Here is a 25,376-nt window from a genome sequence, read left to right as displayed (position 1 = left end):
TCAGCCTCCTGCCACCAGCGAGACCGGCGCCTTGCGGCTGCCCGGAGGAACCTTGCGGAAATCGAGGTCGCGGCTCACCAGTCGCTCCACACCCGACGCGGCATCCGCCAGCAGTTGGCGATAACCGGTGATCGAACGGGCGAAGACGTTGTAGATGACAACCGCCGGAATGGCCGCAACGAGGCCGATCGCGGTCGCAAGCAGCGCTTCCGCGATGCCGGGCGCAACGACGGCGAGGTTGGTGGTCTGCGATTCCGAAATGCCGATGAAGGCGTTCATGATACCCCAGACCGTGCCGAACAGGCCGACGAACGGCGCCGTCGAACCGATCGTCGCAAGCACGCCGGTGCCGCGCGACATGCGTCGGCCGGCATAGGCCTCGATGCGGGAAAGCGCCGAGCCGACCCGTTCCTTCACGCCGTCGCCATGGGCATGGTCGAGTGCGGCTTCTGAAAGCTGCATTTCTTCGGCCGCGGACCGCAGCATCAGCGCGGCGGGACCGCCGCGGCCACCGGCGCCGCCGACGGCTTCCGAAAGCGTGCGGGAGGTGCGGATGATCTTCAGCGTGCGGGCGGCGCGGGCGCGGGCGCCTGCAAGCTCCAGCGTCTTCGCGAGCCAGACCGTCCAGGTAACCAGCGAGGCAAACGCGAGCCCGATCATCACGCCTTTGACGACCAAGTCGGCCGCCATGAACATTCCCCAGGGCGAAAGGTTATGCGGCAGGTCCGAACGCTGCTCAGGCTCCAGGAACTGGGTGAACATGTCGATCGGCTGGCGCGCCGCCGGTGCCTGGGCTGGCGCCTGGGCCGGGCTTGCCGACGCGGGCTGGGCGTTGTTGCTCGCCGGTGCTCCCGTCGGAACGGTGGGTTGCGACGCGGAGGCTTCCGGCTGCGGGGCAGCGGGATTGGTCGGCTGCGCGGCGGGCGGTGCCGCGGTCTGCAAGGCCGCCGGCTCGTTCGGCGCCGTGCGGGAGGTTGTCGGCGCTGCCTGCGCGGCAGGAGCGGGGAGCGCCTGGGTTGGCTGCGCACCGGAAGGTGAGGCCGCCTGTGGCGAGGGCGGTGCTTGGATCGACGCATCCGGTGCAGGCGCCTGCGCCATCACCGCCGAAGCCGTCAGTGCCACGGCCGCGAGAACGATCGGGAACCGGCTCCTGATTGGCTGGCGCATCGAAAAGGCGGGCTTCAGGGCAGCAGGCATGGCAGGCGATACTCCGGACTATTCGGCATCGCGGACGGCGCCCCGGGGGCACTGGTCGACAATGACGGAAACGGGACACCGGAACGCCGCCGGCGACTGCCGCCGGGTTCCCGATGTTGCAGCTACCGGATAATAAACATGAGTAGAAATGGCAACTATAAATCTGCGGGATGCCGATCAAATTCACGCGCATCGGGGCAATTGCCCCGTTTGCGGATGACATGAGCGTTCCGTTACCCGGAGAATCAAGCAGTTGGACGCGCTCAGCGCGCCAGCCAGCCGCCATCGACCGGCAGCACGACACCATGCACATAGTCGGATGCCGGCGAGGCAAGGAATACGGCGGCTCCCCCGAGCTCTTCCGGCTGACCCCAGTGTCCGGCAGGAATACGGCTGAGGATCGCCGCGTTACGGTCCGGATCGTCGCGCAGCGCCTCAGTATTGTTGGTCGAGAAATAGCCGGGTGCGATGGCATTGACGTTGATGCCCTTGGCCGCCCATTCGCAGGCGAGCAGCCGGGTCAGGCCGGCGAGGCCGCTTTTCGAGGCAGTATAGGAAGGGATGCGGATGCCGCCCTGGAAGGAGAGCAGCGAGGCGATGTTGACGATCTTGCCGCTCTTGCCTTCGGTGATCAGCCGGCGTGCAAACGCCTGGGAAAGGAAGAACACGGTCTTCAGGTTCACGTCCATCACCGCATCCCAGTCGGCCTCGGTGAAGTCGATCGCATCGGCCCGGCGGATGATCCCGGCATTGTTGACGAGGATATCGGCACGCCCGGTCCAGGCGACCGTTTCGCTGATGATCCGATCGACTGGTTCGAGCGACGAAAGATCCGCCTGGATCGAAAGGCTGCGGCCGCCCGCCGCGCTGACCGCTGCTTCCGTTTCGGCCATGGAGGAGCGTCCGACCAGTGCCACATCCGCGCCGGCCTGCGCCAGCGCCACGGATATCGCCTGGCCGAGGCCCGTATTGGCGCCGGTAACGATCGCCGTCTTACCCGTCAGGTCGAATGAAATCGGCATGCTGTCCTCCTCGGAAACTGAAAATGCGGATAGGGTAGATGCTTACCGTCGCGAGCTCTCCGGTAGAAGCTGAAAATTTTTGCCACGCCGCAGGTCGATGCCGAAAGCGGGTAAAAGCGTTGAATCTCCGGCGCGCTACCGGCGGCGTATCAGGCTACGAACAAAGCTGATATAACGTTCAGCCGTTGCGTCGTCGGGGAAAATCCGCCGGGACAAAAGCAGATGCCTGCCGTCGTAGAAAAGAACCAGCTAGTTGCCCAGCGGCATCAGCTTCCTGAGCCGTTTCGTATCCAGTTCGATCAGCAGGCCGTCGCCCCGTGCCCGGACGATAGCGGGTCCGAATTCCGCCCTGATGGAGCGAATTTCGCGCCAACCATGAGCGGAGATGGGCCGGCCTGCCTGAACCTCTTTGCCAGGGCATTGTAAAACCCCAGCAATCCCATCAGCTTTTGCCGCCTCTCGAAATGGTATTGCACGACAAGATCGATGTCCGCGAGTTCAGCGTCGGAAATCACATACTCAAAACGACCAGGAGCCGTCCGCGAATGTCACGGACGGCTCCTGTAATTGTTCGGGCAGTTCGCCTGTCGTCACAGCGTGCGCGTGATATGCTCCACGCGGAAGCATTCGATGACGTCGCCCGCGCGCATGTCTTCGTAATTCTCGAACGCCATGCCGCATTCCTGGCCCATCGGCACTTCGCTGACTTCGTCCTTGAAGCGCTTGAGCGTCTTGAGCTTGCCTTCGTGGACAACGACGTTGTCGCGGATAAGGCGGACGCCCGCTCCACGCTCGACCTTGCCCTCGACGACACGGCAACCGGCGACCTTGCCGACCTTGGTGATGTTGAACACTTCCAGGATCTCGGCATTGCCGATGAAGGTTTCGCGACGTTCCGGAGACAGGAGGCCCGACATCGCTTGCTTCACGTCATCCACCAGATCGTAGATGATGTTGTAGTAGCGGATTTCGAGACCTTCGCGTTCAGCCGCGGTTCGTGCCTGCGGGTTGGCGCGGACATTGAAGCCGATGATCGCCGCATTGGATGCCTCGGCAAGCGAGATATCCGATTCGGTGATGCCGCCGGCACCCGAATGAACGATGCGGGCACGGACCTCGTCGGTGCCGAGCTTGTCCAGTGCGCCGATGATCGCTTCGATCGAACCCTGCACGTCACCCTTGATGACCAGCGGGAATTCCTTCAAGCCGGTATTCTGGAGCTGGCTCATCATCTGTTCGAGCGAACCGCGCTGTCCGGACTGGCGGGCAGCCGCCTTGTCGCGGGCAAGCCGCTGGCGGTATTCGGAAATCTCGCGGGCACGGCTTTCGCTCTCGACCACGGCGAACCTGTCGCCGGCGGCCGGGGTGGCGGAAAGGCCGAGCACCTCGACCGGCATGGCAGGACCGGCTTCCTTCACATGGTCGCCCTTGTCGTTGACGAGCGCGCGAACGCGGCCCCACTGGTCGCCGGCGACGATGATCTGGCCGGGCTTCAGCGTGCCCTTCTGGACGAGCACGGTCGCAACCGCGCCGCGGCCACGGTCGAGCTGGGCTTCGATGACGATGCCTTCGGCCGTCCGGCTCGGATCGGCCTTGAGGTCGAGGATTTCGGCCTGCAGCAGGATGGCCTCGAGCAGCTTGTCGAGATTGACCTTGTTCTTGGCCGACACTTCGACGTCGAGCACTTCACCGCCGAGCGATTCCACGAACACTTCGTGCTGCAGAAGCTGCTGGCGAACCTTGTCCGGGTTGGCTTCGTGCTTGTCGATCTTGTTGATCGCCACGATGATCGGAACACCCGCTGCCTTGGCATGGGCGATGGATTCGATCGTCTGCGGCATCACGCTGTCGTCGGCTGCGACCACCAGGATTGCGATATCCGTCGCCTGAGCACCACGGGCACGCATGGCCGTGAAGGCGGCGTGGCCGGGGGTGTCGATGAAGGTGATCTTCTGGCCGTTGTGCTCCACCTGATAGGCGCCGATATGCTGGGTGATGCCGCCGGCTTCGCCGGAGACAACGTTGGCATGGCGGATGGCGTCGAGCAGCGAGGTCTTGCCGTGGTCGACGTGACCCATGATGGTGACGACCGGCGGGCGAGAAACCATTTCGCCTTCGTCGTCGGCAACGTTGAAGATGCCTTCCTCGACGTCGGATTCGGAGACGCGCTTGACGGTATGGCCGAATTCGCCGGCGATGATTTCGGCGAGGTCGGCGTCGATGACGTCGCCCGGCTTCATCATCTGGCCTTCCTTCATCAGGTACTTGATGACGTCGACGGCGCGTTCGGACATGCGCTGCGACAGTTCCTGGATGGTGATGGTTTCCGGCAGGATGACTTCGCGCATGACCTTTTCGCGCGTTTCCTGCATCTGGCTGCGGCGGAACTTCTCCTGCCGGCGGCGGGTCGCGGCCATCGAACGGCCACGGGCATTGCCGTCGTCGTCCGTGCTGACCGTGGTCACCGTCAGCTTGCCGCGGCGGCGTTCGTCTTCGGTCTTCGGGCGAGCCGGAACCTTGGCGGGAGCAGCGACGGGGACACGGCCTCGGCCGGGCGCGCCGCGCGGCGGGCCGCGATCTTCGTCTTCTTCGTCAGCGCCCTTGCGGCGGCCGGCAACCGGCAGTGCCGCAGGTGCGGCGCCGGGAGCTGCAGGCCGGGGAGCCTGGGGACGTGCTTCTCCGGGACGGCCGGCAGGGGCTCCAGCGGCGCGCTCGGCCGGCTTTTCGGCAACCGCGGGTGCAGGCCCCTCAGCCGGGGCCGGGGCCTCGACCGGCTCGACCTTGGGTTCGGCGGCGCGGCGGGCAGCCTCGGCGGCTTCCTCGATCTTGCGGCGTTCTTCCTCGACCTGGCGTCGTGCCTCGTCTTCGGCGCGCTGCTTGGCCTCGATGACCTCACGCGCCTGCGCTTCCATCAGAGCGCGGCGACGGGCTTCCATCTCGCCGGCGGAAAGATCGTGCAGGACGGCGCCGCCCTGACGCTGCTGTGGACGCTGCGGCTGGCTTGATTGCTGCGGACGCTGCGGCTGGTTGGGCTGCTGCGGGCGTTGCGGCTGATTGGATTGCGGCGGGCGCTGGTTCTGCTGCGGCCGTGCGTTCTGCGAGCCCGGCTGGTGGACACGCGGCGCGGGAGCGGCCGGTTGCTGCGGCTGCGGCGGACGCTGGGGAGCGACCGGCTGCGCAACGGCCTCTACCACCCGCGGCGCGGGCGCCGGGGCTACAGGCGTGATTGCAGGCTTTTCGTCCAGCGGCCGGGTCGGCCGCCGCTTCACTGTTTCGACGACGACGGCCTTGGTGCGGCCGCGACCCATGTCCTGGCGGACGGTACCCTGGCTCATCCCAGATGGCTTCAGTGTAAGGGTCTTCTTTACGCCGAGTGTCTTATCGTCTTTGTTGTCGGTCATTCCGTTCCTGTTCCTTCGGACAGGAACGGATGGAAGCCATCAGAACCCGTCGTTTAATCCGTACATCCAAAATGGCGGCCGGCATTCGCCGGTGACCGCGTCATAGTTTTCGCTGGCCAGCGCCGCCATCTGCTCCGGATTGACCGACATCGCGGTACCTTTCGAGCATGGTTGCGCGCTTCACTACACCCTCACCCGCCTGCCCTGCAAGCGCGCAAGCATGGATAAAAGCATTCTGGCCCATCACTTCGTCCAATTCCGCGCTCGTAAAGAGCGAAAAGGACGGAATGTCTTCCCCGGTATTCGAACCGAGCTTCCAGGCCTTGCGGGCCTGGTCGATTTTCCTCACTCCATCGGCGGCCGCATCGGCCGCATGGAACACTGCGAGCGCCGCACCTGAGCGCACGGCGGCATCAACCTTCGTCGCACCGGTGACGAACTGGCTCGCCTTGCGCGCCATGTTCATCATGCCGACGAGATCGGCGGCGAGCAGGCGATCCACCAGCGCGCCGAGATCCGCATCCGCCTTCGCCTCGGCCTTGAGGGCCCGGGCGAAAAGCTTTTTCTGGACCGCCCGGTCGACGAGCGACCGTTCAGCCTTGATCCAGCAGCCACGGCCTGGAAGCTGACGCTTCAGGTCGGGAACGACCTGGCCGTTTGGGCCGGCCACAAAGCGGATCAGCGTTTCCGGCGATCCCGCCTCGCGGGTGACAATGCAGGTACGGTCGTTCACGACGATCTCGCCCAGGTCATCGTCGACAGGTCCGTCATCGTTCTCGTCCGGCTCATTCGCGAGCGGGATCATTCCTGCTCAACGGCGTCCGCCTCCTCCGCTTCAGCTTCCGGCTCGGCGGCACCCTTTGCGAGATCTTCCTCGGTGATCCAGCCTGCCGACAGGCGGGCCTGGACGATCATGTTCTCGGCTTCGACGCGGGAAATGTCGAACTTCGAGAACAGGCCCTCGAACTTCTTCGTCACGCCGTCCTTGCGTTCGCTCCAGCCGACGAGGTCGTCGGCGGCGCAGCCGGCAAAGTCCTCGATCGTCTTGATGCCGTCTTCGCCGAGCGCGACGAGCATCTGGCCGTTCAGGCCGTTGATCTGGCGCAGTTCGTCTTGGACGCCGAGCTCCTTGCGCTTGGCGTCCATCTCGCCTTCGATCCGTTCCAGGTATTCGCGGGCGCGGGTCTGGATTTCGGTTGCGGTGTCTTCGTCGAAACCGTCGATCGAGGAGATTTCGTCGAGATCGACGTAAGCCAGTTCCTCGACCTGCGCAAAACCTTCCGAAGCCAGCACCTGGCCGACCATTTCGTCGACGTCGAGGGCCTCCATGAAGAGGTTGGTGCGCTCGTTGAATTCCTTCTGGCGGCGCTCGGACTCTTCAGCTTCCGTCATGATGTCGATGTCCCAGCCGGTCAGCTGCGACGCGAGACGGACGTTCTGGCCGCGGCGGCCGATGGCAAGCGACAGCTGCTCGTCCGGAACCACGACTTCGATGCGCTCCGCATCCTCGTCGAGAACCACCTTGGCGACTTCGGCCGGCTGCAGCGCGTTGACGATGAACGACGCCGGATCCTGGGACCACGGAATGATGTCGATCTTCTCGCCCTGCAATTCGCCGACGACGGCCTGGACGCGCGAACCACGCATACCGACGCAGGCGCCGACCGGATCGATCGACGAGTCGTTCGAGATCACGGCGATCTTGGCGCGCGAACCCGGATCGCGGGCGACCGACTTGATCTGGATGATGCCGTCGTAGATTTCCGGCACTTCCATGGTGAACAGCTTCACCATGAACTGCGGATGGGTACGCGACAGGAAGATCTGCGGGCCGCGCTGTTCGCGACGGACATCATAGACGTATGCGCGGACGCGATCGCCATAACGCATGTTCTCGCGCGGGATCATCTCGTCGCGGCGGATGATGCCTTCGCCGCGGCCGAGGTCGACGATGACGTTGCCGTATTCGACGCGCTTGACGGTGCCGTTGATGATTTCGCCGACGCGGTCCTTGAACTCGTCGAACTGGCGATCACGCTCGGCTTCACGCACCTTCTGGACGATGACCTGCTTGGCCGACTGGGCGGCGATGCGGCCGAAATCCATCGGCGGCAGCGGATCGGCGATGAAGTCGCCGATCTTGGCATCGACGTTGCGGTCGAGCGCCAGTGCCAGCGGGATCTGCGTGCCGTAGTCCTCGGCGTGCTCGACGACTTCCAGCAGGCGCTGGAGGCGGATTTCACCGGTCTTGGAATTGATGTCGGCGCGGATATTGGTTTCCGAGCCGTAGCGGGAGCGGGCAGCCTTCTGGATGGCGTCGGCCATCGCAGCCAGCACGATCTCGCGGTCGATGACCTTTTCGCGCGCCACTGCATCCGCGATCTGCAGAAGTTCAAGCCGGTTCGCACTCACTGCCATTGTCGTTGGTCTCCGTAGGTCAAACGATGAGGCCTTTCCTGGGGAAAGGCACAAGTCTCTGTTCGGTTTATTCGTCTTCTGCTTCTTCGTTCTGGTTTGCGGCCTGCGCCTTGGCGAGCTTGTCGGCCCGAAGCGCGTCGCGGATCAGATCGTCGGTCAGAATGAGCTTTGCCTCGGCCAGTGCCGAAAACGGGATCGTCACCCGCGGTTCCTCGCCATAGGCGACCTGATCCCGCTCGATCGTGAAACCGTCCGTATCGCTTTCGATGATCCTGCCGCGGAACCGCTTGCGGTTGTCGATCATGATCGACGTTTCGCATTTGACCAGGTGGTTCAGCCAGCGGGTAAAATCCGACTTGCGGACCATCGGGCGGTCGATGCCCGGCGAGGACACTTCCAGATGATACTCCCGATCGATCGGATCTTCTACATCCAGGACCGGCGAAATCGCGACGGATACGGCCTCGCAGCCCTCGACGTCCATGGTGCCGTCGTTGCGCTCGGCCATGATCTGCAGCGTCGCGCCGTTCTGGTTCAGCATCCTCACACGCACCAGGCGATAGTCCATGGCGGTCAGGACTGGCTCGATGATTTCGGCGACCCTCAGGTCAAGCCCGGTCTCGATGATGAGCCGCGGCTCGTATTCGGTTTGCGGCATAAGCTCTCCGGCAATCATTGCCCCATAGCTGGGCCCAATGTCTGGGTTACAGTGATCGCCTAACAAAAAAGAGCGGGTCCGGTGGGGCCCACTCTTCATCGGACGATCAAGAATATGGGGTGCATATACGCTTTCAGCCCCCCGAATGCAAGAGTCGCATATTCCGGCGCTTTGGCGACTGGAATTTGGTTCCGCCAGGTCTATAACCGTTCGGGACGACGCATGAAAAGAACGAGGACAAAGTGCCCGATCGGATATCGACCCTGGCTCCCTTCAGGCACCAAACCTTCAGAACGATCTGGATCGCCAGCCTCGCCTCCAATTTCGGCAGCCTGATCCAGGCGGTCGGTGCGGCGTGGATGATGACCTCGATCACCGATTCCGAGGACATGGTCGCGCTGGTCCAGGCCTCGACGGCGTTGCCGATCATGCTCTTTTCGCTGATCGCGGGCGCGCTTGCCGATAACGTCAACCGCCGCACCCTGATGCTGACGGCGCAGTTCTTCATGCTCACCGTCTCGCTCACCCTGACGGTCTTCGCCTATCTCGACCTGCTGACGCCCTGGCTGCTTCTGGCTTTCACCTTTCTGCTCGGCTGCGGCGTGGCGCTCAACAATCCTGCCTGGCAGGCCTCTGTCGGTGATATGGTGCCTCGCGAGGTCCTGCCGGCGGCGGTGACGATCAATAGCGTTGGCTTCAACATCACTCGCAGCGTCGGTCCTGCGATCGGCGGTGCGATCGTCGCGGCTGCGGGTGCCGCGGCCGCGTTCGCTGCCAATTCGATGAGCTATTTCGCTCTGATCTATGCCTTGATCCGCTGGAAACCGGAAAGCCGCGACAATGCGCTGCCGCGCGAGACGCTTATGCGGGCGCTTTCGGCCGGTCTCGGCTATGTCCTCATGTCGCCGAACATTCTCAACGTGCTGTTCCGCGGCCTTGTCTTCGGTCTTTCGGCGAGTGCTGTCCTGGCGCTTCTGCCGATCGTCGCCCGCGACCTGGTCTCCGGCGGCCCGTTGACCTACGGCATCATGCTCGGCGCCTTCGGGGTCGGCGCGATCGCCGGCGCCATGGGCAATTCGCGGCTGCGCGAAAAGCTGTCGAGCGAGTCGATCGTCCGCCTGTCCTTTCTGGGTTTTGCCGCGAGCGCCGCGATCATCGCCATGAGTTCAAGCACGCTGCTGACCGCGATCGTCCTGCTCGTGCCTGGCGCCTGCTGGGTTCTGGCTTTGTCGCTGTTCAATACGACGGTGCAGCTGTCGACGCCGCGCTGGGTGGTCGCCCGCGCGCTTTCCTTCTATCAGACGGCGACGTTCGGGGGCATTGCCGGCGGAAGCTGGGTGTGGGGTATCCTGTCCGATACGTTCGGCGTCTCGATCGCGCTGACACTGTCGAGCCTGGTCATGCTGCTTGGCGCTCTGGTCGGCATGCGCCTGCCGCTGCCGCAGTTCAGCGATGCCAATCTCGATCCGCTCAACCGCTTCAACGTGCCGATGCTGAGCCTCGACCTGCAGCCGCGCAGCGGACCCATCGTCTCCCTGGTGGACTATACCATCGCCGACGAGGACGTGCCGGAGTTCCTGACGCTGATGTCGCAGCGACGCCGTATTCGCATCCGCGATGGCGCTCGGCAATGGGCGCTGATGCGCGACCTGGAACATCCGGAAATCTGGACGGAGACCTATCACACCGCCACCTGGGCCGACTATGTGCGCCACAACCAGCGCCGCACCCAGGCGGATGCCGAGGTCTGGGACGCGATCCGCATTCTTCATCGCGGCGAAGAAGGCCCTCGCGTCCACCGGTTGATCGAGCGTCAGACAATCCCGCCGAGCGACGACATTTTCCACAAGTCGCCGCCCGACCTGCACCACTAGATCCGATGTTTCCCTTCCGAAAAGCCTGCCGCTCCGACCTTCCCGCTATCATCGACCTGCTAGTGGACGATATGCTGGGCCAGTCCCGCGAAGTCGTTTCCGATCCGATAGATCCACGCTACGAACAGGCCTTCGCGGCGATCGCGGCCGACCAAAATCAGCTTCTGGCTGTTGCCGTAGACCGAGAAGACAAGATCGTCGGCTGCCTGCAGCTTTCCTTCATTCCTGGTCTGTCGCGCACCGGCATGTGGCGCGGCCAGATCGAGAGCGTGCGAGTTGCCGCGAGCGAGCGCGGCACCGGCCTGGGATCGCAGTTCATCGAATGGGCGGTGGAAAGGGCCTCAGAGCGCGGATGCCAACTGGTGCAGCTCACGTCCGACAAGGGCCGGCCGGATGCCATCCGTTTTTACGAGAAGCTTGGCTTCACTGCGAGCCATGAGGGGCTGAAGCGCAGCCTCTGACTACCGGATTTTTCCCTTGAGCGACGGATCGGGGAAGCAGGTCGGGGCAATGCCGTTCTTCGCCTGCCAGTCCCCGAGCGAACGGCGGGTCTTGTAGCCGGGCAGGCCGTCGACATTGCCGACATCGTATCCCTTGGCGACCAGTGCCTTCTGCATGGCGAGCACGTCGGAGCGCAGCATCTTGCCGACATCGCCCCAGGGTGCCTGGAAAGGTCCTGCGCCCGAGGCGATCCGGTCGGCCAGGTTGCCGATGAACAGCGCGTAGAGGTCGGAATTGTTGTATTCCTTGATCACGTAGAAATTCGGCGTCACCACGAATTCCGGCCCGTTGCGCCCCGCCGGCACCAGCATCATGCCGTCCGCCTTGAGGTCGGCTGCGGGAAACGCCTTGCCGGAAATGCGGGTGATGCCGGTTGCCGCCCAGGCCGAGATCGGCTTGGCGAGATCCGGCCCTTCCTGCGCGCAGGAAACCTTTGCGGGAATCGTCACTTCGAACCCCCAGTCGCGGCCGCGCTGCCAGCCTTCCTTCTGCAGGTAGTGGGCGATCGAGGCAAGCGAATCCGGCACCGAGTTCCAGATGTCGGGACGGCCGTCACCGTCGAAATCGACGGCATATTTCAGGTAGCTCGACGGCATGAACTGCGGCTGGCCGAGCGCACCCGCCCAGGACCCCTTCATCGTCGCCGCATCGACATCGCCCCGCTCGATCATCTTCAGCGCCGCGATCAGCTCTTCGCGGAACATGTCCTTGCGGGTCGACATGAAGGCCTTGGTCGCCAGAACCTGAACGGCGGAATAGGGCAGCCGTGCCTTGCCGAAACCGGATTCGCGACCCCAGATGGCGACGAGGATCTCACCCGGCACGCCATAAGCCGCCTCGATCTTCTTCAGCGTCGTCGAATAGGTTGAGGCAAGCCCGCGACCGGTTTCTGCCAGCCCCTGCAGTCGCTTTTCTGAAAAATAGGCGCCGGGAGAGGAAAATTCGGCCTGGCTCTGGTCCTGCTGCTTCGGCGGGGTGGCCCCCGGCGGCACGAGGTCCGGCAGGTCCCAATTGAGCGTCACGCCCTGGAAGGCAGCCTTCAGCGTCTTCTCGGAAATCCCAGCTTTCCTCGCCACCGGTCCTAGATCGCCGGCGATCCATCGCTGGAACTGCTTTTCGACATCGGGGCGGTTCTGCGCGAGCGCGGGGAGGGGGAGGAGGGTTGTGACTATGGCGAAAACCAATGCGGCCGCTCGCCTGGAGACACCCCCCTCTGTCCTGCCGGGCATCTCCCCCTCAAGGGGGGAGATCGGGTGGGGCTGGCGCCTTGCCCAGATCACAGCAAGCGATTGGAAGAGGCGCAGCATACGTTGCTTGATTGAGGCAGGCGCGGGATTCCCAGTAGGAAGCGAAGGTCGTGCCTCTTGCCGATCTCCCCCTATGAGGGGGAGATGGCCGGCAGGCCAGAGGGGGGTGAGCTTGCTCATCGTGATCCTCTTCAAACGCTAAATCGCCGTCCGCGCCCGAAGCGCCGCCGTCAGCGTCCCCTCGTCGAGATAATCGAGCTCCCCACCCACCGGCACGCCATGCGCCAGCCGGGTGATCTTGACGTCGATCCCCGAAAGCTGGTCGGTAATATAGTGGGCCGTGGTCTGCCCTTCGACGGTCGCGTTGACGGCGATGATGATCTCGCGGATGACACCCTCGTTCACCCGGTCGATCAGCCCGCGGATATTGAGGTCGTCGGGGCCGATGCCGTCGAGCGGCGACAGCGTGCCGCCGAGCACGTGATAGGCGGTGTTCATCGCGCCCGTCCGCTCCAGCGCCCAGAGGTCGGAGACGTCTTCGACGACGATCAGCATCGTCTGGTCGCGGCGGATATCGGTGCAGACTGTGCAGGGGTCGACGGTATCGACATTGCCGCAGCGCGAGCAGATCTTCACCTTGTCATAGGCTTCGCCCATCGCGCTCGAAAGCGGCCCGAGAAGCTGTTCCTTCTTCTTGATGAGATGCAGCGCCGCACGGCGTGCCGAACGGGGCCCGAGGCCCGGGACCTTTGCCAGAAGCTGGATGAGTTTTTCGATTTCGGGGCCGGTGACTCGCTTTGCCATGTTCTCCCTTTAGCCCATATGCTTGAAAAACGGAATCGCGGAAGGACCGCTCATGAAACTTCTCGCCATCTGCCTCGGCCGCCCGGAAAAGCTGCCGGGCAAGAGCTTCAAGACCGGCATCTACAAGTCGGCCGTCAATGCCGCCGTCATGATCGACAGCCTCGGCCTCGTCGGCGATGCGGTCTGCAACACCAAACACCACGGCGGCGAGGATCAGGCGATCCTGCTTGAAGGGTCGCTGACACTGGACTGGTGGGCGGCCGAACTCGGCCGCGATCTTGCGCCCGGCACGTTCGGCGAGAACCTGATCGTCGAAGGCCTCGACAACCGCGATGTCGCCGTCGGTGACCGTTTTCACATAGGCGAAGTCGTGCTTGAGGCGACGTGCGCCCGCTCTCCCTGCAACACACTTGCGGTGAAGATGGGTGATCCGAAATTCCTGAAAACCTATATGAGTGCCGCCCGCCCCGGCATCTATTGCCGGGTCATCAAGCCCGGCACGGTTTCTGCCGGCGAGCCCGCCCGCCACGAACTTTATGCCGGCGAGCGCGTGACGATCGCGGAAATGCTGGCGGCGGTCGGCAAAAACCTGTCGGAGGCTGAAAGAGCCCGTTTTCTCGGCGCCCCGATCGGTCGCCGCTGGAGGCCGGTGTTCGAGACCTAGCGGGCCGCGATCGCCGCCGCGGCACTCGCCATGGCGCCGGCCGAAACCCGGTTGGCGATCTTCAAGGCCCGGGGGCTCTTCAGGAACTGACGGGCCCTGGCGGCGAGCAGCACCCAGGCAAGGTCGACGACGACGAGCACCAGGAACATCGCGGCGACCAGTTCCAGCCAGCCGGTCAGTGTCACGCCGCCGAGATCGATGATCGAAGGCAGCAGCGCCACATAGAACATCATGATCTTCGGGTTGCCGAGCGTCACGGTAAGGCCGGCAAAAAACATCTTCAGCACGGAGCGATTTTCCGGGAGCTCTTCTCCGGAACCGGCAGGCTTTGTGAACCACATCTTCCATGCGAGATAGAGGAGGTAGGCGACGCCGATCCACTTGATGGCCACGAAGACGGCATGGAAGCTTTCGGCGATGGCGGCAAGGCCTGCCACCGCAAACGAAAGCCATATGGCCTCGCCGACCCACATCGCCGCGAGAAACGGCAATACGTCGCGATAACCCTTGGACAGAACGCGCGCCACGAGCGCAGCTATGCTGGGGCCAGGCGAACCTGCGGCGACGAAAAGTGCCGCTGCGAAAACCAGAAGTGACGTCAACGTCATCGGAACCTCCCTATTCCGTCGACCAGGATCAGAACGGCATCTTGAAGCCCGGCGGGATCGGCAGGCCGGCCGTCAGTTCCTTGGTCTTTTCGGCGGCGATCGCCTCGGCACGTTCCTTGGCCGCCTTGTGGGCGGCGACGATCAGGTCTTCGAGGATCTCGATATCGTCTTCCTTGAACAAGGACGGATCGATCTTGAGGCCGAGCATATCGCCCTTGCCGTTGAGCCGCACGGTCACCAGCCCGCCGCCGGACGTGCCTTCGACGTCGAGAGCGGCGATTTCCGCCTGCATCTGCTCCATCTTGGCCTGCATTTCCTTGACCTTGCCCATCATGCCCATGATGTCGCGCATCTGTCTCGTCCTCTTCTCTTATAGTTCGATGTCGTCGCCGGGCAGGATGTCGCCCTCTTCGGATTCCGCGGTTGCTGCCGCCGGCAGGTCCTCGGCCTCGCTGTCATCCTCTTCCGTCACCCGGATACGCACGTCGGTGATCCGTGCGCCCGGGAACTGGGCAAGGATCGCTGCCACGTCCGGATCGGCGCGGGCGTCGGTGAACTGCGCTTCCCGCACGCTCTTTTCCGATTCGACCAGGGTCGGCTCGCCGGCCTCGTTGCTGAGCGTCACCCACCAGGTGATCCCGGTCCATTCCTCCAGCCGCGCCTTCAGGTCGCCGGCAATGGTCTTCGGTGCGTCGCCGGAAAGATTGATCTCCAGCCGGCCCGGCTCGAGCTTCACCAGCCGCACGAAATTGCGCAGCAGCGCCTTCAGCCGCGGGTCGCGGTTCTTGGAGCAGAGATCGGCGATGTCCGATATCGAATTGACCGGAACCTTCGGCACCGGCTTTTCAGCGGGCTGTTCTTCGGTGCGGCCGACGGGCATGTCCCGCGGCATCGTGTTTGGCACGGCCTGCAGCATGGCGGTCGGACCGCCGGCCGGAATACGCGGCGCCGACATCTCGGTGCCGCGCGCATTGACCGGCGATTGCGGCGGAGAAACCGGGCGCCCGCCGCCATTGCCGTTCGGAACCGGCGCACGCTGGCCATCGCCGTTGGAAAAATCCGCAAGCCGGCGCGCGGCATCTTCCGGCGAGGGAAGATGGGCCGCATGCGTCAGCCGGATCAGCACCATTTCGGCCGCACCCGCCGGGCGCGAGGAATTTTCGACTTCCGGAATGCCCTTCAGCAGCATCTGCCAGATGCGCGACAGGGTGCTCACCGCCACGCCGTCCGCAAATTCCCGGCCCCGCACGCGCTCCACTTCGCTGATCGAAGGATCGCTGGCGGCATCCGGGATATATTTGAAACGGGTGGTCAGATGGGTGAAATCGGCAAGGTCGGTCAGGACAACGACCGGATTGGCGCCCGCTTCGTATTGCGCGGTGAATTCAGAAAGCGCCGCCGTCACGTCGCCGCGCACGATATGCTCGAACAGGTCGACGATGCGGGCTCGGTCGGCAAGCCCCAGCATGCCGCGCACGGTTTCGGCCACCACGCTGCCGCCGCCATGGGCGATCGCCTGGTCGAGCAGCGACAGGCCGTCGCGCGCCGAACCTTCGGCGGCACGGGCGACCATGGCAAGCGCCTCCTGTTCCGCCGGAACGCCTTCCTTTTCGAGGATCGTCGTGAACAGCCCGACCAGATCGGCGGCACTGATGCGGCGCAGGTCGAAGCGCTGGCAGCGCGACAGAACCGTGATCGGAACCTTGCGGATTTCGGTCGTCGCGAAGATGAATTTCACGTGTTCCGGCGGCTCTTCGAGCGTCTTCAACAGGCCGTTGAAGGCCTGCGCCGAGAGCATGTGCACTTCGTCGATGATATAGACTTTGTAGCGCGCCGAGACCGGGCGGTAGCGCACCTGCTCGATGATCTCGCGGATGTCGTCGATCCCCGTATGGGAGGCGGCGTCCATCTCGATCACGTCGACATGCCGGCCTTCCATGATCGCCTGGCAGTGTTCGCCGGGGATCCTGAGGTCGATGGTCGGCTTGTCGATATCCGGCGTCTTGTAGTTCAGCGCGCGGGCAAGGATGCGGGCGGTCGTCGTCTTGCCGACCCCGCGAACGCCGGTCAGCATATAGGCCTGGGCGATGCGGCCGGTCTCGAACGCGTTGGTGAGCGTGCGGACCATCGGCTCCTGGCCGACCATCAGGTCCGAGAAATCCTTGGGCCGGTATTTGCGGGCGAGCACCCGGTATCCGCTGCCTGTGGCGGGATTGGCGGCGGAAGTGCTTGGAGATGTGGGCCCGGTATCGCTCATTCAGTCCTGCCAGCCTGCACGGGCCAATCCTGAGCACGGTCTTGACCGGGCCGGAAGCTGACCAAGATGGTAGTACAAGTAAAAGGGTGGGAGGCTGGCACGGCGACCCGTGCCTGGCTCGTTAGGGCTGCTTCCTTCCGGACCTGACCCGGTTGGCGAGTGGCTCGTCCACCACCAACCTCCCACCGTCCATATCGTCAATAACGCTTCCAAATGCAAGCCAACCCTGTAAAAAACTGCTATCGAACAGAAAAACAAGGGAGGAAAGTTTGAGCGAATTCGAACTGGATGGCAGGATTGCCCGCGATTCCGATCTTGTGAGCGTGCTCACCCTCTGCCAGCTCCGCATCCAGAACGACAGCCGCTGGCCCTGGCTGGTCATGGTGCCGCAACGTGCCGACATGACCGAGATCTTCGACCTTTCGCCGGAAGAACAGGCCCTGCTCTCCGCCGAGGTCAACAAGGTGGCAGCGGCCCTGAAGACGGTGACCGGCGCCACCAAGATCAATGTCGGTGCGCTCGGCAATATCGTCCACCAGCTGCATGTCCATGTCATTGCAAGGTTCGAAGGCGATCCGAACTGGCCCGGCCCGATCTGGGGTTTCGGCCAGGCGGCGCCATACGGCGAATCACAGAAACAAGATTTCCTCAACAAACTGGTTGAAGCGCTTTCATGACCGCGACCCTATTCGACACCGACGCACCCCACCCCGAACCCAGCACGCTGACGGCGTTTTCCGGCAACAAGCTGGATCGCCGGGCCGAGTACCGAGAAGACGACTGCGTCGAGAAGGCGCTCGCCGTCGAAGGCGCCCATATCCTCGCCTTCACCGGCAGCCGGGTTATCCTCAAGCACGACAGCCAGATCCTCGACCCGCTGTTTTCGCCCTACGAGCTTGCGGAACTGAAGCCGGATTTCGATAACGCCGTGCTGCTCGGTTACCACGAGACCGGCGAGCCGCGCATTGCCGTCCCGGTGCTGATCGAGGCGGAGGAACTCGCCGGCCACTACAAGCCGACCGAGGCGCGCGCGCTGTTCCGCGACCAGTTGATCGAAGGCGAGCTGCAGGGCGAGATCGCCCAGGCGGTTGCGCTTCTGAATTGGAACGCCGCCAACAAGTTCTGCGGCAAATGCGGATCGCCGACCGAGACCAGGATAGGCGGCTACAAGCGCGTCTGCACCCAGTGCCAGCACATGACCTTCCCGCGCACAGACCCGGTGGTGATCATGCTCACCATCGACACCGAGCGCGACCGCTGCCTGCTCGGCCGCAGCCACCATTTCCAGGAGGGCATGTATTCCTGCCTTGCCGGTTTCGTGGAGCCGGGCGAGACCCTCGAGGATGCGGTGCGCCGCGAGACCTTCGAGGAATCCGGCATCGAGACCGGCCGGGTGCGTTATCACGCCTCGCAGCCCTGGCCGATGCCGCATTCGCTGATGATCGGCTGCTACGCCGAGGCTAAGTCCACCGAGATCAGGATCGATCCGCAGGAAATGGCCGATGTCCGCTGGTTCGAGCGCGCCGAGGCCGCCGCCATGCTCGATGCCGGGCCGGACGCCCCGCTTTTCGCGCCGGTCAGCGGGGCAATCGCCCATCGCCTGCTCCGCGACTGGATCGAGTGGAGCCGGTAGAACCATGACCGTCGCGCGGTCGGAGCGCCTACTGGCTCTTCTCCAGGCGCTCCGGCGCTACCGCCAGCCCGTCAGCGGCGCAAAACTTGCCGTCGAGACCGGCGTCAGCCTGCGCACGCTCTACCGCGATATCGCCAGCCTCCAGGCGCAGGGCGCTTTCATCGAAGGCGAGGCGGGTCTTGGCTATGTGCTGCGGCCCGGTTTCATGCTGCCGCCGATGATGTTTTCGGAAGAGGAGATCGAGGCGCTGGTGCTCGGCTCCCGTTGGGTGGCGAAGACCGCCGATCCGCGGCTGGCCGCCGGCGCCGTGGATGCGCTCGCCAAGATCGCCGCCGTCCTGCCGCCGGACCTGAAAGAGGACCTCGACAATTCGACGCTGCTCGTCGGCACGCCACGGCGAGGCGAGGGCACAGCCGATCTCGCCCTGATCCGGCGGGCGATCCGCGCCGAACATATCCTCGACCTCGCCTATGAAGACGAAAAAGGGGCGCTGACCCATCGAAAAGTCTGGCCGTTCGCGCTGGGCTTCTTCGACAGCGTCCGGGTGATGATCGCCTGGTGCGAGTTCCGGCAGGATTTCCGGCATTTCCGCACGGACCGTATTGCATCCGCGGTCTCGACGGAAAGGCGTTATCCGCGACGCAGGCAGGTGCTTCTCAAGGAGTGGCGGGAGAAGGAAGGAATTCCGCCTCAGCCGTGAAGGCTGCTGCCATTATCTGACAGTAGGGTGCGATAATCTCCGGTCAGTCCCAACCAAAGGAGAACTTACATGGTCCACCCCGATTTCACCATCCTCTTCGTCGACAATCCGCTTGCCAGCGCCGATTTCTACCAGTCCCTGTTCGGTACCGAACCCGTGGAAAAATCCCCGACCTTTGCGCTCTTCGTGCTGAACACCGGCATGAAGTTCGGCCTCTGGTCGCGCCACACCGCCGAGCCCTCGGTAACGGCCGGCACCGGCGCCTCGGAGATCTGCTTCAAGCTTGATAAGGCTGCCGGCGTGGACGAGGTCTATGCCGACTGGACGAGCCGCGGCCTGCGCGTGCTGCAGACGCCGGTAGAGCTGGACTTCGGCTACACGTTCGTTGTGACCGATCCGGACGGGCATAGGCTGCGGGTCTATGCGATGAACGCAAAGTAAGCGCGAAGGGCAGGGCCGCGGCGGGCTTGCTGAGGCAAATCAGTCACTTGGGGAAAAGTTACCCCAAAATCGGTCCATTTTCATCCCCGCCCCTCAAACCCATGCCTACAATCGACCCGTCCCGTTTCGGCTACACCGGTCCGCATAACCGGCGAGATGGGACCGGTGATCTGGCGAACCGCCGTTATGCAAGCGGGTCGTCAGGGGCTGCGCAGAAAATGGTCCCCCTCTCGCCTCAAGGCGGGGCGTGCGTGTGTCGCACACAACCCGGTATGGCATCCGTGCTCATTTCCACGGAGTTAAATTCCATATCGCCGCAGAGGGACCGGAGTTGCGCGGAAAAACACACCGAACGGGACACGTCGCGTGTCACCTAACTAATTTCAATCGAGGCACACGACGTGTCCCGGCCGAAATTCAAGAACCGCAAAGCACCAAGGGGGTAGTGTGTCCAGTTTCGGCGATTGTTCTGAGGCTCGCCTGTCAGTTCTTCTGCAGCGCCCCGCGCATCGGGTGACCCTTGTATGTGCCGAGAACCCTGACCTTCTCCGAGAAGAACCGCAGTTCTTCCAGCGCCCGGCGCACGGGGGCGTCGTCCGGATGGCCCTCGATATCCGCATAGAACTGGGTCGCCACGAACTTGCCGCCGAGCTGATAGCTCTCGAGCTTGGTCATGTTGATGCCGTTGGTCGCAAAGCCGCCCATCGCCTTGTAGAGCGCGGCGGGAATATTGCGGACGTTGAACACGAAAGTGGTGACCAGCACCTCGTCGGGATTGTTCCGCTGCACCCATTTTTCGTCGCGGGAGAGCACCACGAAGCGGGTGACGTTGTCGTCCCGGTCCTCGACGTTTTCCGCCAGGATTTCAAGGCCATAGAGATCGGCCGCAAGCCGCGGCGCGAGAGCCGCCATGGTGCGGTCGCCCTTCTCGGCCACCATCTTGGCGGAACCCGCCGTGTCGCCGGCGACGACGGCCTTCCAGCCGTTGGAGCGGATGATCTTGCGGCACTGGCCGAGCGCATGGATATGGCTGTGGACGGTGCGGATTTCCTCGCGCGTCACGCCGGGCAGCACCATCAGCTGGAAGCGGATCGGCATGAAATATTCGCCGATGATGTGCAGCCGCGATTCCGGCAGGAGGTGATGGATATCGGCGACACGGCCGGCGATCGTGTTCTCGATCGGGATCATCGCCAGGTCCGCATCACCGTTTTCGAGCGCCTGGAACGCGTCCTCGAAAGTCGGGCAGGGGAGCGGTTCCATGGTCGGGAACATGTCGCGGCAGGCCATGTCGGAATTGGCGCCGAAATCGCCCTGAAAGGCGATGCGATTGGTGAGTGCGTTCATGGGGTTATCCGTTACGAGGAGGCGCGGGCAAACAGGATCGCACGGGCCTTTTCAAGGTCGGCGGGAGTATCGACGCCTAATGGAACCGAGTCAACGATCTCGGCATCGATGCGCATGCCGGCTTCGAGCGCTCGGAGCTGTTCGAGCGATTCGCGCTTTTCGAGCACGGACGGCCCGAGCGACACGAACTTTTCGAGCGCCGCGCGGCGATAGGCGTAGAGGCCGATATGGTGGTAGAGCGGCCCGTTACCGTAGGGCGCGGTGGCACGGGTAAAATAGAGCGCCTTCAGCCGGGTGGCGGAAATCGGCGAGCCGACGATTTTCACCACGTTCGGATTGGTCTTTTCGTGTTCCTCGGTGATCTCGACCGTGAGGGTGGCGATATCGGTCGAGGGATTGTCGAGCGGGCGAAGCGAGGCGCGCACCGCCTCCGGCTCGATCGTCGGCAGGTCGCCCTGGACGTTGATCACGAAGTCCATTTTCCCATCCGGATCGGCCTTCTGAACCGCCTCGAAAATGCGGTCCGAACCGCTTTGATGGTCCTGCCGCGTCATCACCACGTTGAAGCCCGCAGCGGCCACGGCGTCGTAGACGTCCTGGTGGTCGACCGCGACGATGATTCGCCCGACTTGCGCTTCCTCGGCCCGTTTTGCTACCTGAACGATCATCGGCAGGCCGGCAATATCAGCCAGAGGTTTCCCCGGCAGGCGTGTCGACGCCATTCGCGCCGGGATCAACACCAGCGTCCGGTCAAAAGCCGAATTCTTCATGAGAGACCCTTCTATTCCCGCGTAAACAGTGTCAAAAAGTCTCACGCGCGGGACGATAATCGTGTTGCAACAACCATGCAAAAGACATAGGTTCCGCGCGATTTCAAGATGGTCCGCTTTCCCACAGGCGGTTGCGAAGGAGCTTTTGCGGATGAACCCCAATGTCAACATGGCGGCAGGCGCCCTGCTTGCTACTGTTTTCGTCTTGATGTCGGTGTCCATTGCCTCGGAAGGCATTTTCCACTCGGAGGTACCCGAGAAGGCAGGTTTTGCCATCGTCGCCGCCGAAGAACCCGCAGCCGGTGAGGCCGCGGCACCCGCTGCCGCCGCCGTTCCGATCGCGCAACTGCTGGCGAAGGCCGACACCAAGGCCGGGGAAGCCGCATTCAAGAAGTGTCAGAGCTGTCATTCCGGGGAGAAGGGCGGACCGAACAAGGTCGGCCCCGATCTCTGGAGCATTGTCGACCGTCCGGTCGCCGGACATGAAGGCTTCTCCTATTCGGCCGGCATGAAGGAGTTTTCCAAGGGCGGCGCCGAGCACTGGACCTTCGACAACCTCAACCATTTCCTCGCCGCTCCGAAGGCTTTCGTGAAGGGCACGGCGATGGGTTTCGCCGGTCTGAAGAACGATGCCGAGCGCGCCAACCTGATTGCCTACCTGCGCTCGCTGGCTGATTCGCCGGTTCCGCTTCCGGACCCGAATGCAGCTGCTCCGGCGCCCGCCACCAACTGATCGGCAATTCCAGGAATTCCAAATGAAATGCCCGGCGTTCAGTCGGGCATTTTTGTTTTGGACTTTTGGCGATCGAGATGCGGCCGGCTTAGCCGAGCAGCCATGCCCAGAAACCGACGGTGAAGACGCCGAATGCGGTGGTCATGCTGATCACCGAGGCCGCAAGGCTGTGGCCGGAGCGGAAACGCTGGGCGATCAGCCAGGCATTGATGCCGGTCGGCACCGAGGCTGTCAGCACCAGCGCCGCGGTCCAGTCCTTCGGCAGGGCAAACAGATAGCTCATCAGGAAGACGAGCGCTGGCAGCACCATCAGCTTCAGCACCGCAGCGGCGCCCGAAAGGCCGATATCGCCCCGGATGGGATATCTGGTCAGCGCCATGCCGATCGATATCAGCGCGACCGGGCTTGCCGCGGCGGAAATCTGATCGACGACGATGGTGATCGCCGACGGGAGATGCAGGCCGAGGAAGTTGAAGGCGACGCCGACGATTAGCGCGATTACCAGGGGGTTGCGGGCAAGGTTGGAGCCCACCTGCCCGAGGACCGCTACGATGCCGCGCTTTTCGCCGCCGTCGACCTTGGCGGCCGCGCCCTCCATGAGGATCGTGCCGGCTACCATCATCAGCGGCAGGTGGATCGCAAGCAGGATGGAGATCGCTACCAGCCCATCCTTGCCGACGACTTGGGCGACCAGCGGCAGGCCGATGAAGACGTTGTTGGCAAACGAGCCGGACATGCCGGCGATCACGCCGATCTTCGCATCCCGGCCGAAAACGCGGGTGGTGAGGATATGACCGATCCCCCAGGTCATGGCGACCCCGAGGAAATAGACGGTCCACAGCCGGAACGGCGAGGCTCCTTCGAAATGCGCATCCGCCAGCGTCCGGAAGATCAGCATCGGCACCGCGATCTTGAACACGAATTCGCCGAGCGCGTCGCCGGTCTCCTCCTTCAATATCCCGGTTTTCGCTGTCATCCAGCCGATCAGGATCAGGATGAAGAGGGGCACGACATTCAGGAAGACGGAGGACAAGGGGCAGGCTTTCTGTGGAGACGTTTTTATGCGTCTAACGCATGTGGCGGCCGGCGACAAACGCGTTTGGTGCAGAGAAGCTGTTTGGCAGGAAGGCGCGGCCACGGGCGCCCAACAAAAAAGCGGGGCAATTCCCCGCTTTCCCTCCTGGTCTCGTCCAGGACATCCGGTGGTCGGCCGCCAGTTCATCCGTGGTCGGCAACACAACCGGATCGCCAAATGTATAACCTGTGATCGTGACAGCAGAGTGACGACCCGGTGTCGGTCTTGCGAGAGTTGGGGCAAAACGCCCGGATTGCGGGCGTTGCGGTTATTTTCCCTTCCAATCGGTCCAAAACCCGAATACCGGTTTTCGCGACAAACTGCTTCCCAAGAGGATCAAGACCGGATGCCCAAGTTCGACGTGCTCACCATCGGCAATGCCATTGTGGATATTCTCGCCCGCTGCGACGACGATTTCCTGAACGACAATGCGATCACCAAGGGTGCGATGAACCTGATCGATGCCGAGCGCGCCGAACTCCTCTATTCGAAGATGGGCCCGGCGGTCGAGGCATCCGGCGGTTCGGCCGGCAACACGGCGGCCGGCATTGCCGGTTTCGGCGGCAAGGCGGCCTATTTCGGCAAGGTTGCGGAAGACCAGCTCGGCAACATCTTCCAGCACGACATCCGTGCCCAGGGCGTGCACTACCAGACCAGGCCGGAAGGCAATAATCCGCCGACCGCCCGCTCGATGATCTTCGTCACGCCCGACGGCGAACGTTCGATGAATACCTATCTCGGCGCCTGCGTCGATCTCGGCCCGGAACATGTCGAAGAGGATGTCGTCGCCGAGGCCAAGGTCACCTATTTCGAAGGTTATCTCTGGGATCCGCCGCGCGCCAAGGAAGCGATCCGCGAATCGGCCCGCATCGCCCATGAGCATGGCCGCGAAGTGTCGATGACGTTGTCCGACCCCTTCTGCGTCGGACGCTACCGTGCCGAATTCCTCGACCTGATGCGTTCCGGCACGGTCGACATCGTGTTCGCCAACAAACAGGAAGCGCTGTCGCTCTACGAGACAGAGGATTTCGAACTGGCGCTGAAGAAGATTTCTGAAGATTGCAAGCTGGCTGCCGTGACGCTCAGCGAGGAAGGCGCGATCATCGTTCGCGGCGACGAACGCGTGAAGATCGACGCCTATCCGATCAGGGAACTGGTCGATACGACCGGCGCAGGCGATCTCTTCGCGGCCGGCTTCCTGTTCGGTTATACCCAGGATCGTTCGCTCGAGGATTGCGGCAAGCTCGGCTGCCTCGCTGCCGCCATCTGCATCCAGCAGATCGGCCCGCGCCCGATGGCGTCGCTCACCGAAGCTGCGAAGAAGCAGGGCCTCCTTTGAGGCCTCGCAGGGAAGAGCTTATTTGAAGGCCTCGCCGGGATAGGCGCCCCAGATTTCGGCCTGGGCGATCCAGCCCTCGGCGCCGTTGGTTTCGGCGCGGCACCAGTCGCCGTTGCATTCCTTGATCTGCAGCACGACGCCCGGCTCCAGCTTGGCGAGGATGGCGGCCGTGGCCTGCGGGTCGCGGCGCATGTTGACGTAGATATCCTTGCCCTTGCCGCGCATCCACGGGGCAGCCACCGCAGTCCGGTCGCCCGAGAGCAGGGCCTGGTTCACCCAGCCCTCGGTGCCCTCGGCGTCGCGAACCCGCCGCCAGTTTTCGTATTCCTGGATGATTTCCATCGGCGTGCCGGACTTCATATACATCCAGGACACCGCATAGTCCGTGCTCGGGCCGATGCGGATATTGACCTTCCTCGACTTGAGGCTGACGAAACGCGGCAGCGGCAGGCCGCTCGGACCCTTGGCGGCGCCCTGCGCATAGCTCGGGGCGGGTGCGGACAGGGAGGCGACAAGCCCGAAGGAAAGAGCGATGAAGGAGGAAAGAATGGCGCGACGCATGTGTTTGGTTCCGGCTGAGCGATCTCGGGCTTTCGGAAACCTCGCGAGGTTTTGTTTGTCTTCGCTGACGGGTCTGGTAGAAAACGCCCTGGATGAACTGAATATCGCGCGACTTGGTTAAGGACC

General features: G+C 63.4%; 25 protein-coding genes and 1 other RNA gene. 10 read left to right on the top strand and 16 right to left on the bottom strand.

The annotated features are described in order from the left end of the window. Together exbB and kduD are read right to left on the bottom strand one after the other, a co-directional pair. Positions 1-1,167 carry a tonB-system energizer ExbB gene (gene exbB, locus GQ59_RS08710; protein ID WP_051903882.1) on the bottom strand — a complete coding sequence of 389 codons (1,167 nt, stop codon included), beginning with the start codon at positions 1,165-1,167 and terminating at the stop codon, positions 1-3. Positions 1,168-1,460: 293 nt separating this feature from the next. Next, the gene (gene kduD, locus GQ59_RS08705) at positions 1,461-2,219 is read right to left on the bottom strand and encodes a 2-dehydro-3-deoxy-D-gluconate 5-dehydrogenase KduD (RefSeq protein ID WP_037080057.1); all 759 of its coding nucleotides are present in this window, start codon (positions 2,217-2,219) and stop codon (positions 1,461-1,463) included. 222 nt (positions 2,220-2,441) lie between these two features. On the opposite strand from kduD, the gene GQ59_RS08700 reads away from it, so the two are divergent. Further along, entirely contained in the window at positions 2,442-2,645 is a 204-nt protein-coding gene (locus GQ59_RS08700; RefSeq protein ID WP_037080055.1) for a hypothetical protein, read from the top strand. Positions 2,646-2,809: 164 nt separating this feature from the next. Here GQ59_RS08700 and infB read toward each other — a convergent pair whose 3' ends face one another. From infB to rimP, 4 genes are all read right to left on the bottom strand, one after another. After that, positions 2,810-5,620, bottom strand: coding sequence for a translation initiation factor IF-2 (infB, locus tag GQ59_RS08695; protein ID WP_037080053.1), 2,811 nt, complete (start codon positions 5,618-5,620; stop codon positions 2,810-2,812). A 100-nt stretch (positions 5,621-5,720) separates the two neighbouring features. Continuing rightward, positions 5,721-6,425 carry an RNA-binding protein gene (locus tag GQ59_RS08690; protein ID WP_037080052.1) on the bottom strand — a complete coding sequence of 235 codons (705 nt, stop codon included), beginning with the start codon at positions 6,423-6,425 and terminating at the stop codon, positions 5,721-5,723. Next, positions 6,422-8,038, bottom strand: coding sequence for a transcription termination factor NusA (nusA, locus tag GQ59_RS08685; RefSeq protein ID WP_037080050.1), 1,617 nt, complete (start codon positions 8,036-8,038; stop codon positions 6,422-6,424). The genes GQ59_RS08690 and nusA overlap by 4 nt, the downstream gene beginning before the upstream one ends. Before the next feature lie 67 nt (positions 8,039-8,105). Then, complete coding sequence (gene rimP, locus GQ59_RS08680; protein ID WP_037080049.1) at positions 8,106-8,696, bottom strand: ribosome maturation factor RimP; 591 nt, start codon at positions 8,694-8,696, stop codon at positions 8,106-8,108. Positions 8,697-8,938: 242 nt separating this feature from the next. Between rimP and GQ59_RS08675 the strand changes: the two genes are divergently transcribed. After that, positions 8,939-10,570, top strand: a complete 1,632-nt coding sequence (locus GQ59_RS08675; protein ID WP_037080046.1) for an MFS transporter — start codon at positions 8,939-8,941, stop codon at positions 10,568-10,570. A 5-nt stretch (positions 10,571-10,575) separates the two neighbouring features. Further along, the gene (locus GQ59_RS08670; RefSeq protein WP_037080043.1) at positions 10,576-11,031 is read left to right on the top strand and encodes a GNAT family N-acetyltransferase; all 456 of its coding nucleotides are present in this window, start codon (positions 10,576-10,578) and stop codon (positions 11,029-11,031) included. Here the strand turns inward: GQ59_RS08670 and GQ59_RS08665 are convergent, their stop codons facing one another. Next, positions 11,032-12,300, bottom strand: a complete 1,269-nt coding sequence (locus GQ59_RS08665) for a lytic murein transglycosylase (RefSeq protein WP_037080308.1) — start codon at positions 12,298-12,300, stop codon at positions 11,032-11,034. Positions 12,301-12,516: 216 nt separating this feature from the next. Continuing rightward, a complete protein-coding gene (gene recR / locus GQ59_RS08660) occupies positions 12,517-13,122 on the bottom strand; it encodes a recombination mediator RecR (RefSeq protein WP_037080040.1) in 606 nt (201 codons plus the stop codon). A gap of 52 nt (positions 13,123-13,174) precedes the next feature. Between recR and GQ59_RS08655 the strand changes: the two genes are divergently transcribed. Beyond that, positions 13,175-13,786, top strand: coding sequence for an MOSC domain-containing protein (locus GQ59_RS08655; RefSeq protein WP_037080037.1), 612 nt, complete (start codon positions 13,175-13,177; stop codon positions 13,784-13,786). On the opposite strand, the gene GQ59_RS08650 is transcribed toward GQ59_RS08655, so the two are convergent. From GQ59_RS08650 to ffs, 4 genes are all read right to left on the bottom strand, one after another. Beyond that, positions 13,783-14,394 carry a LysE family translocator gene (locus GQ59_RS08650; protein WP_037080034.1) on the bottom strand — a complete coding sequence of 204 codons (612 nt, stop codon included), beginning with the start codon at positions 14,392-14,394 and terminating at the stop codon, positions 13,783-13,785. The genes GQ59_RS08655 and GQ59_RS08650 overlap by 4 nt on opposite strands. 28 nt (positions 14,395-14,422) lie before the next feature. Beyond that, positions 14,423-14,746 carry a YbaB/EbfC family nucleoid-associated protein gene (locus tag GQ59_RS08645; RefSeq protein WP_037080031.1) on the bottom strand — a complete coding sequence of 108 codons (324 nt, stop codon included), beginning with the start codon at positions 14,744-14,746 and terminating at the stop codon, positions 14,423-14,425. 18 nt (positions 14,747-14,764) lie between these two features. Then, complete coding sequence (locus GQ59_RS08640; protein WP_037080028.1) at positions 14,765-16,651, bottom strand: DNA polymerase III subunit gamma/tau; 1,887 nt, start codon at positions 16,649-16,651, stop codon at positions 14,765-14,767. A gap of 86 nt (positions 16,652-16,737) precedes the next feature. Further along, an RNA gene (gene ffs, locus GQ59_RS31020) (signal recognition particle sRNA small type) lies at positions 16,738-16,834 on the bottom strand. An 86-nt stretch (positions 16,835-16,920) separates the two neighbouring features. Here ffs and GQ59_RS08635 point away from each other — a divergent pair. The 4 genes from GQ59_RS08635 (at position 16,921) to GQ59_RS08620 (ending at position 19,425) form a co-directional block, all read left to right on the top strand. After that, a complete protein-coding gene (locus GQ59_RS08635) occupies positions 16,921-17,328 on the top strand; it encodes an HIT family protein (RefSeq protein ID WP_037080025.1) in 408 nt (135 codons plus the stop codon). Beyond that, positions 17,325-18,284: an NAD(+) diphosphatase gene (gene nudC / locus GQ59_RS08630; RefSeq protein ID WP_037080022.1), complete on the top strand. Its 960-nt coding sequence runs from the start codon at positions 17,325-17,327 to the stop codon at positions 18,282-18,284. The genes GQ59_RS08635 and nudC overlap by 4 nt, the downstream gene beginning before the upstream one ends. Positions 18,285-18,288: 4 nt before the next feature. Further along, positions 18,289-18,984 carry a helix-turn-helix transcriptional regulator gene (locus GQ59_RS08625; protein WP_037080019.1) on the top strand — a complete coding sequence of 232 codons (696 nt, stop codon included), beginning with the start codon at positions 18,289-18,291 and terminating at the stop codon, positions 18,982-18,984. A 69-nt stretch (positions 18,985-19,053) separates the two neighbouring features. Continuing rightward, complete coding sequence (locus GQ59_RS08620; RefSeq protein ID WP_037080016.1) at positions 19,054-19,425, top strand: VOC family protein; 372 nt, start codon at positions 19,054-19,056, stop codon at positions 19,423-19,425. Positions 19,426-19,908: 483 nt separating this feature from the next. On the opposite strand, the gene GQ59_RS08615 is transcribed toward GQ59_RS08620, so the two are convergent. Together GQ59_RS08615 and GQ59_RS08610 are read right to left on the bottom strand one after the other, a co-directional pair. Further along, positions 19,909-20,772: a prephenate dehydratase gene (locus GQ59_RS08615; RefSeq protein ID WP_037080013.1), complete on the bottom strand. Its 864-nt coding sequence runs from the start codon at positions 20,770-20,772 to the stop codon at positions 19,909-19,911. 11 nt (positions 20,773-20,783) lie between these two features. Beyond that, complete coding sequence (locus tag GQ59_RS08610; RefSeq protein WP_037080010.1) at positions 20,784-21,542, bottom strand: 3-deoxy-manno-octulosonate cytidylyltransferase; 759 nt, start codon at positions 21,540-21,542, stop codon at positions 20,784-20,786. 151 nt (positions 21,543-21,693) lie between these two features. On the opposite strand from GQ59_RS08610, the gene GQ59_RS08605 reads away from it, so the two are divergent. Further along, positions 21,694-22,275, top strand: coding sequence for a c-type cytochrome (locus GQ59_RS08605; protein ID WP_037080007.1), 582 nt, complete (start codon positions 21,694-21,696; stop codon positions 22,273-22,275). Between the two features lie 88 nt (positions 22,276-22,363). On the opposite strand, the gene GQ59_RS08600 is transcribed toward GQ59_RS08605, so the two are convergent. Then, positions 22,364-23,308: an AEC family transporter gene (locus GQ59_RS08600; RefSeq protein ID WP_037080004.1), complete on the bottom strand. Its 945-nt coding sequence runs from the start codon at positions 23,306-23,308 to the stop codon at positions 22,364-22,366. Positions 23,309-23,696: 388 nt separating this feature from the next. On the opposite strand from GQ59_RS08600, the gene GQ59_RS08595 reads away from it, so the two are divergent. Beyond that, positions 23,697-24,689: an adenosine kinase gene (locus GQ59_RS08595; protein WP_037080001.1), complete on the top strand. Its 993-nt coding sequence runs from the start codon at positions 23,697-23,699 to the stop codon at positions 24,687-24,689. 18 nt (positions 24,690-24,707) lie between these two features. Here GQ59_RS08595 and GQ59_RS08590 read toward each other — a convergent pair whose 3' ends face one another. Further along, positions 24,708-25,250, bottom strand: a complete 543-nt coding sequence (locus GQ59_RS08590; RefSeq protein ID WP_037079998.1) for an SH3 domain-containing protein — start codon at positions 25,248-25,250, stop codon at positions 24,708-24,710. Positions 25,251-25,376: the final 126 nt, after the last annotated feature.

Source organism: Neorhizobium vignae (genome assembly GCF_000732195.1).
GTDB classification, from domain to species: Bacteria; Pseudomonadota; Alphaproteobacteria; order Rhizobiales; family Rhizobiaceae; genus Neorhizobium; species Neorhizobium vignae.
The sequence above is the reverse complement of the archived record's forward strand: the minus strand, read 5'-3'. Positions and strand labels throughout refer to the sequence as shown.

Coding starts and splice junctions, on each gene's coding strand:
- exbB (WP_051903882.1), bottom strand. CDS start 1,167: ATGCGCCAGCCAATCAGGAGCCGGTTCCCGATCGTTCTCGCGGCCGTG.
- kduD (WP_037080057.1), bottom strand. CDS start 2,219: ATGCCGATTTCATTCGACCTGACGGGTAAGACGGCGATCGTTACCGGC.
- GQ59_RS08700 (WP_037080055.1), top strand. CDS start 2,442: ATGCCTGCCGTCGTAGAAAAGAACCAGCTAGTTGCCCAGCGGCATCAG.
- infB (WP_037080053.1), bottom strand. CDS start 5,620: ATGACCGACAACAAAGACGATAAGACACTCGGCGTAAAGAAGACCCTT.
- GQ59_RS08690 (WP_037080052.1), bottom strand. CDS start 6,425: ATGATCCCGCTCGCGAATGAGCCGGACGAGAACGATGACGGACCTGTC.
- nusA (WP_037080050.1), bottom strand. CDS start 8,038: ATGGCAGTGAGTGCGAACCGGCTTGAACTTCTGCAGATCGCGGATGCA.
- rimP (WP_037080049.1), bottom strand. CDS start 8,696: ATGCCGCAAACCGAATACGAGCCGCGGCTCATCATCGAGACCGGGCTT.
- GQ59_RS08670 (WP_037080043.1), top strand. CDS start 10,576: ATGTTTCCCTTCCGAAAAGCCTGCCGCTCCGACCTTCCCGCTATCATC.
- GQ59_RS08665 (WP_037080308.1), bottom strand. CDS start 12,300: ATGCCCGGCAGGACAGAGGGGGGTGTCTCCAGGCGAGCGGCCGCATTG.
- recR (WP_037080040.1), bottom strand. CDS start 13,122: ATGGCAAAGCGAGTCACCGGCCCCGAAATCGAAAAACTCATCCAGCTT.
- GQ59_RS08655 (WP_037080037.1), top strand. CDS start 13,175: ATGAAACTTCTCGCCATCTGCCTCGGCCGCCCGGAAAAGCTGCCGGGC.
- GQ59_RS08650 (WP_037080034.1), bottom strand. CDS start 14,394: ATGACGTTGACGTCACTTCTGGTTTTCGCAGCGGCACTTTTCGTCGCC.
- GQ59_RS08645 (WP_037080031.1), bottom strand. CDS start 14,746: ATGCGCGACATCATGGGCATGATGGGCAAGGTCAAGGAAATGCAGGCC.
- GQ59_RS08640 (WP_037080028.1), bottom strand. CDS start 16,651: ATGAGCGATACCGGGCCCACATCTCCAAGCACTTCCGCCGCCAATCCC.
- nudC (WP_037080022.1), top strand. CDS start 17,325: ATGACCGCGACCCTATTCGACACCGACGCACCCCACCCCGAACCCAGC.
- GQ59_RS08625 (WP_037080019.1), top strand. CDS start 18,289: ATGACCGTCGCGCGGTCGGAGCGCCTACTGGCTCTTCTCCAGGCGCTC.
- GQ59_RS08620 (WP_037080016.1), top strand. CDS start 19,054: ATGGTCCACCCCGATTTCACCATCCTCTTCGTCGACAATCCGCTTGCC.
- GQ59_RS08615 (WP_037080013.1), bottom strand. CDS start 20,772: ATGAACGCACTCACCAATCGCATCGCCTTTCAGGGCGATTTCGGCGCC.
- GQ59_RS08610 (WP_037080010.1), bottom strand. CDS start 21,542: ATGAAGAATTCGGCTTTTGACCGGACGCTGGTGTTGATCCCGGCGCGA.
- GQ59_RS08605 (WP_037080007.1), top strand. CDS start 21,694: ATGAACCCCAATGTCAACATGGCGGCAGGCGCCCTGCTTGCTACTGTT.
- GQ59_RS08595 (WP_037080001.1), top strand. CDS start 23,697: ATGCCCAAGTTCGACGTGCTCACCATCGGCAATGCCATTGTGGATATT.
- GQ59_RS08590 (WP_037079998.1), bottom strand. CDS start 25,250: ATGCGTCGCGCCATTCTTTCCTCCTTCATCGCTCTTTCCTTCGGGCTT.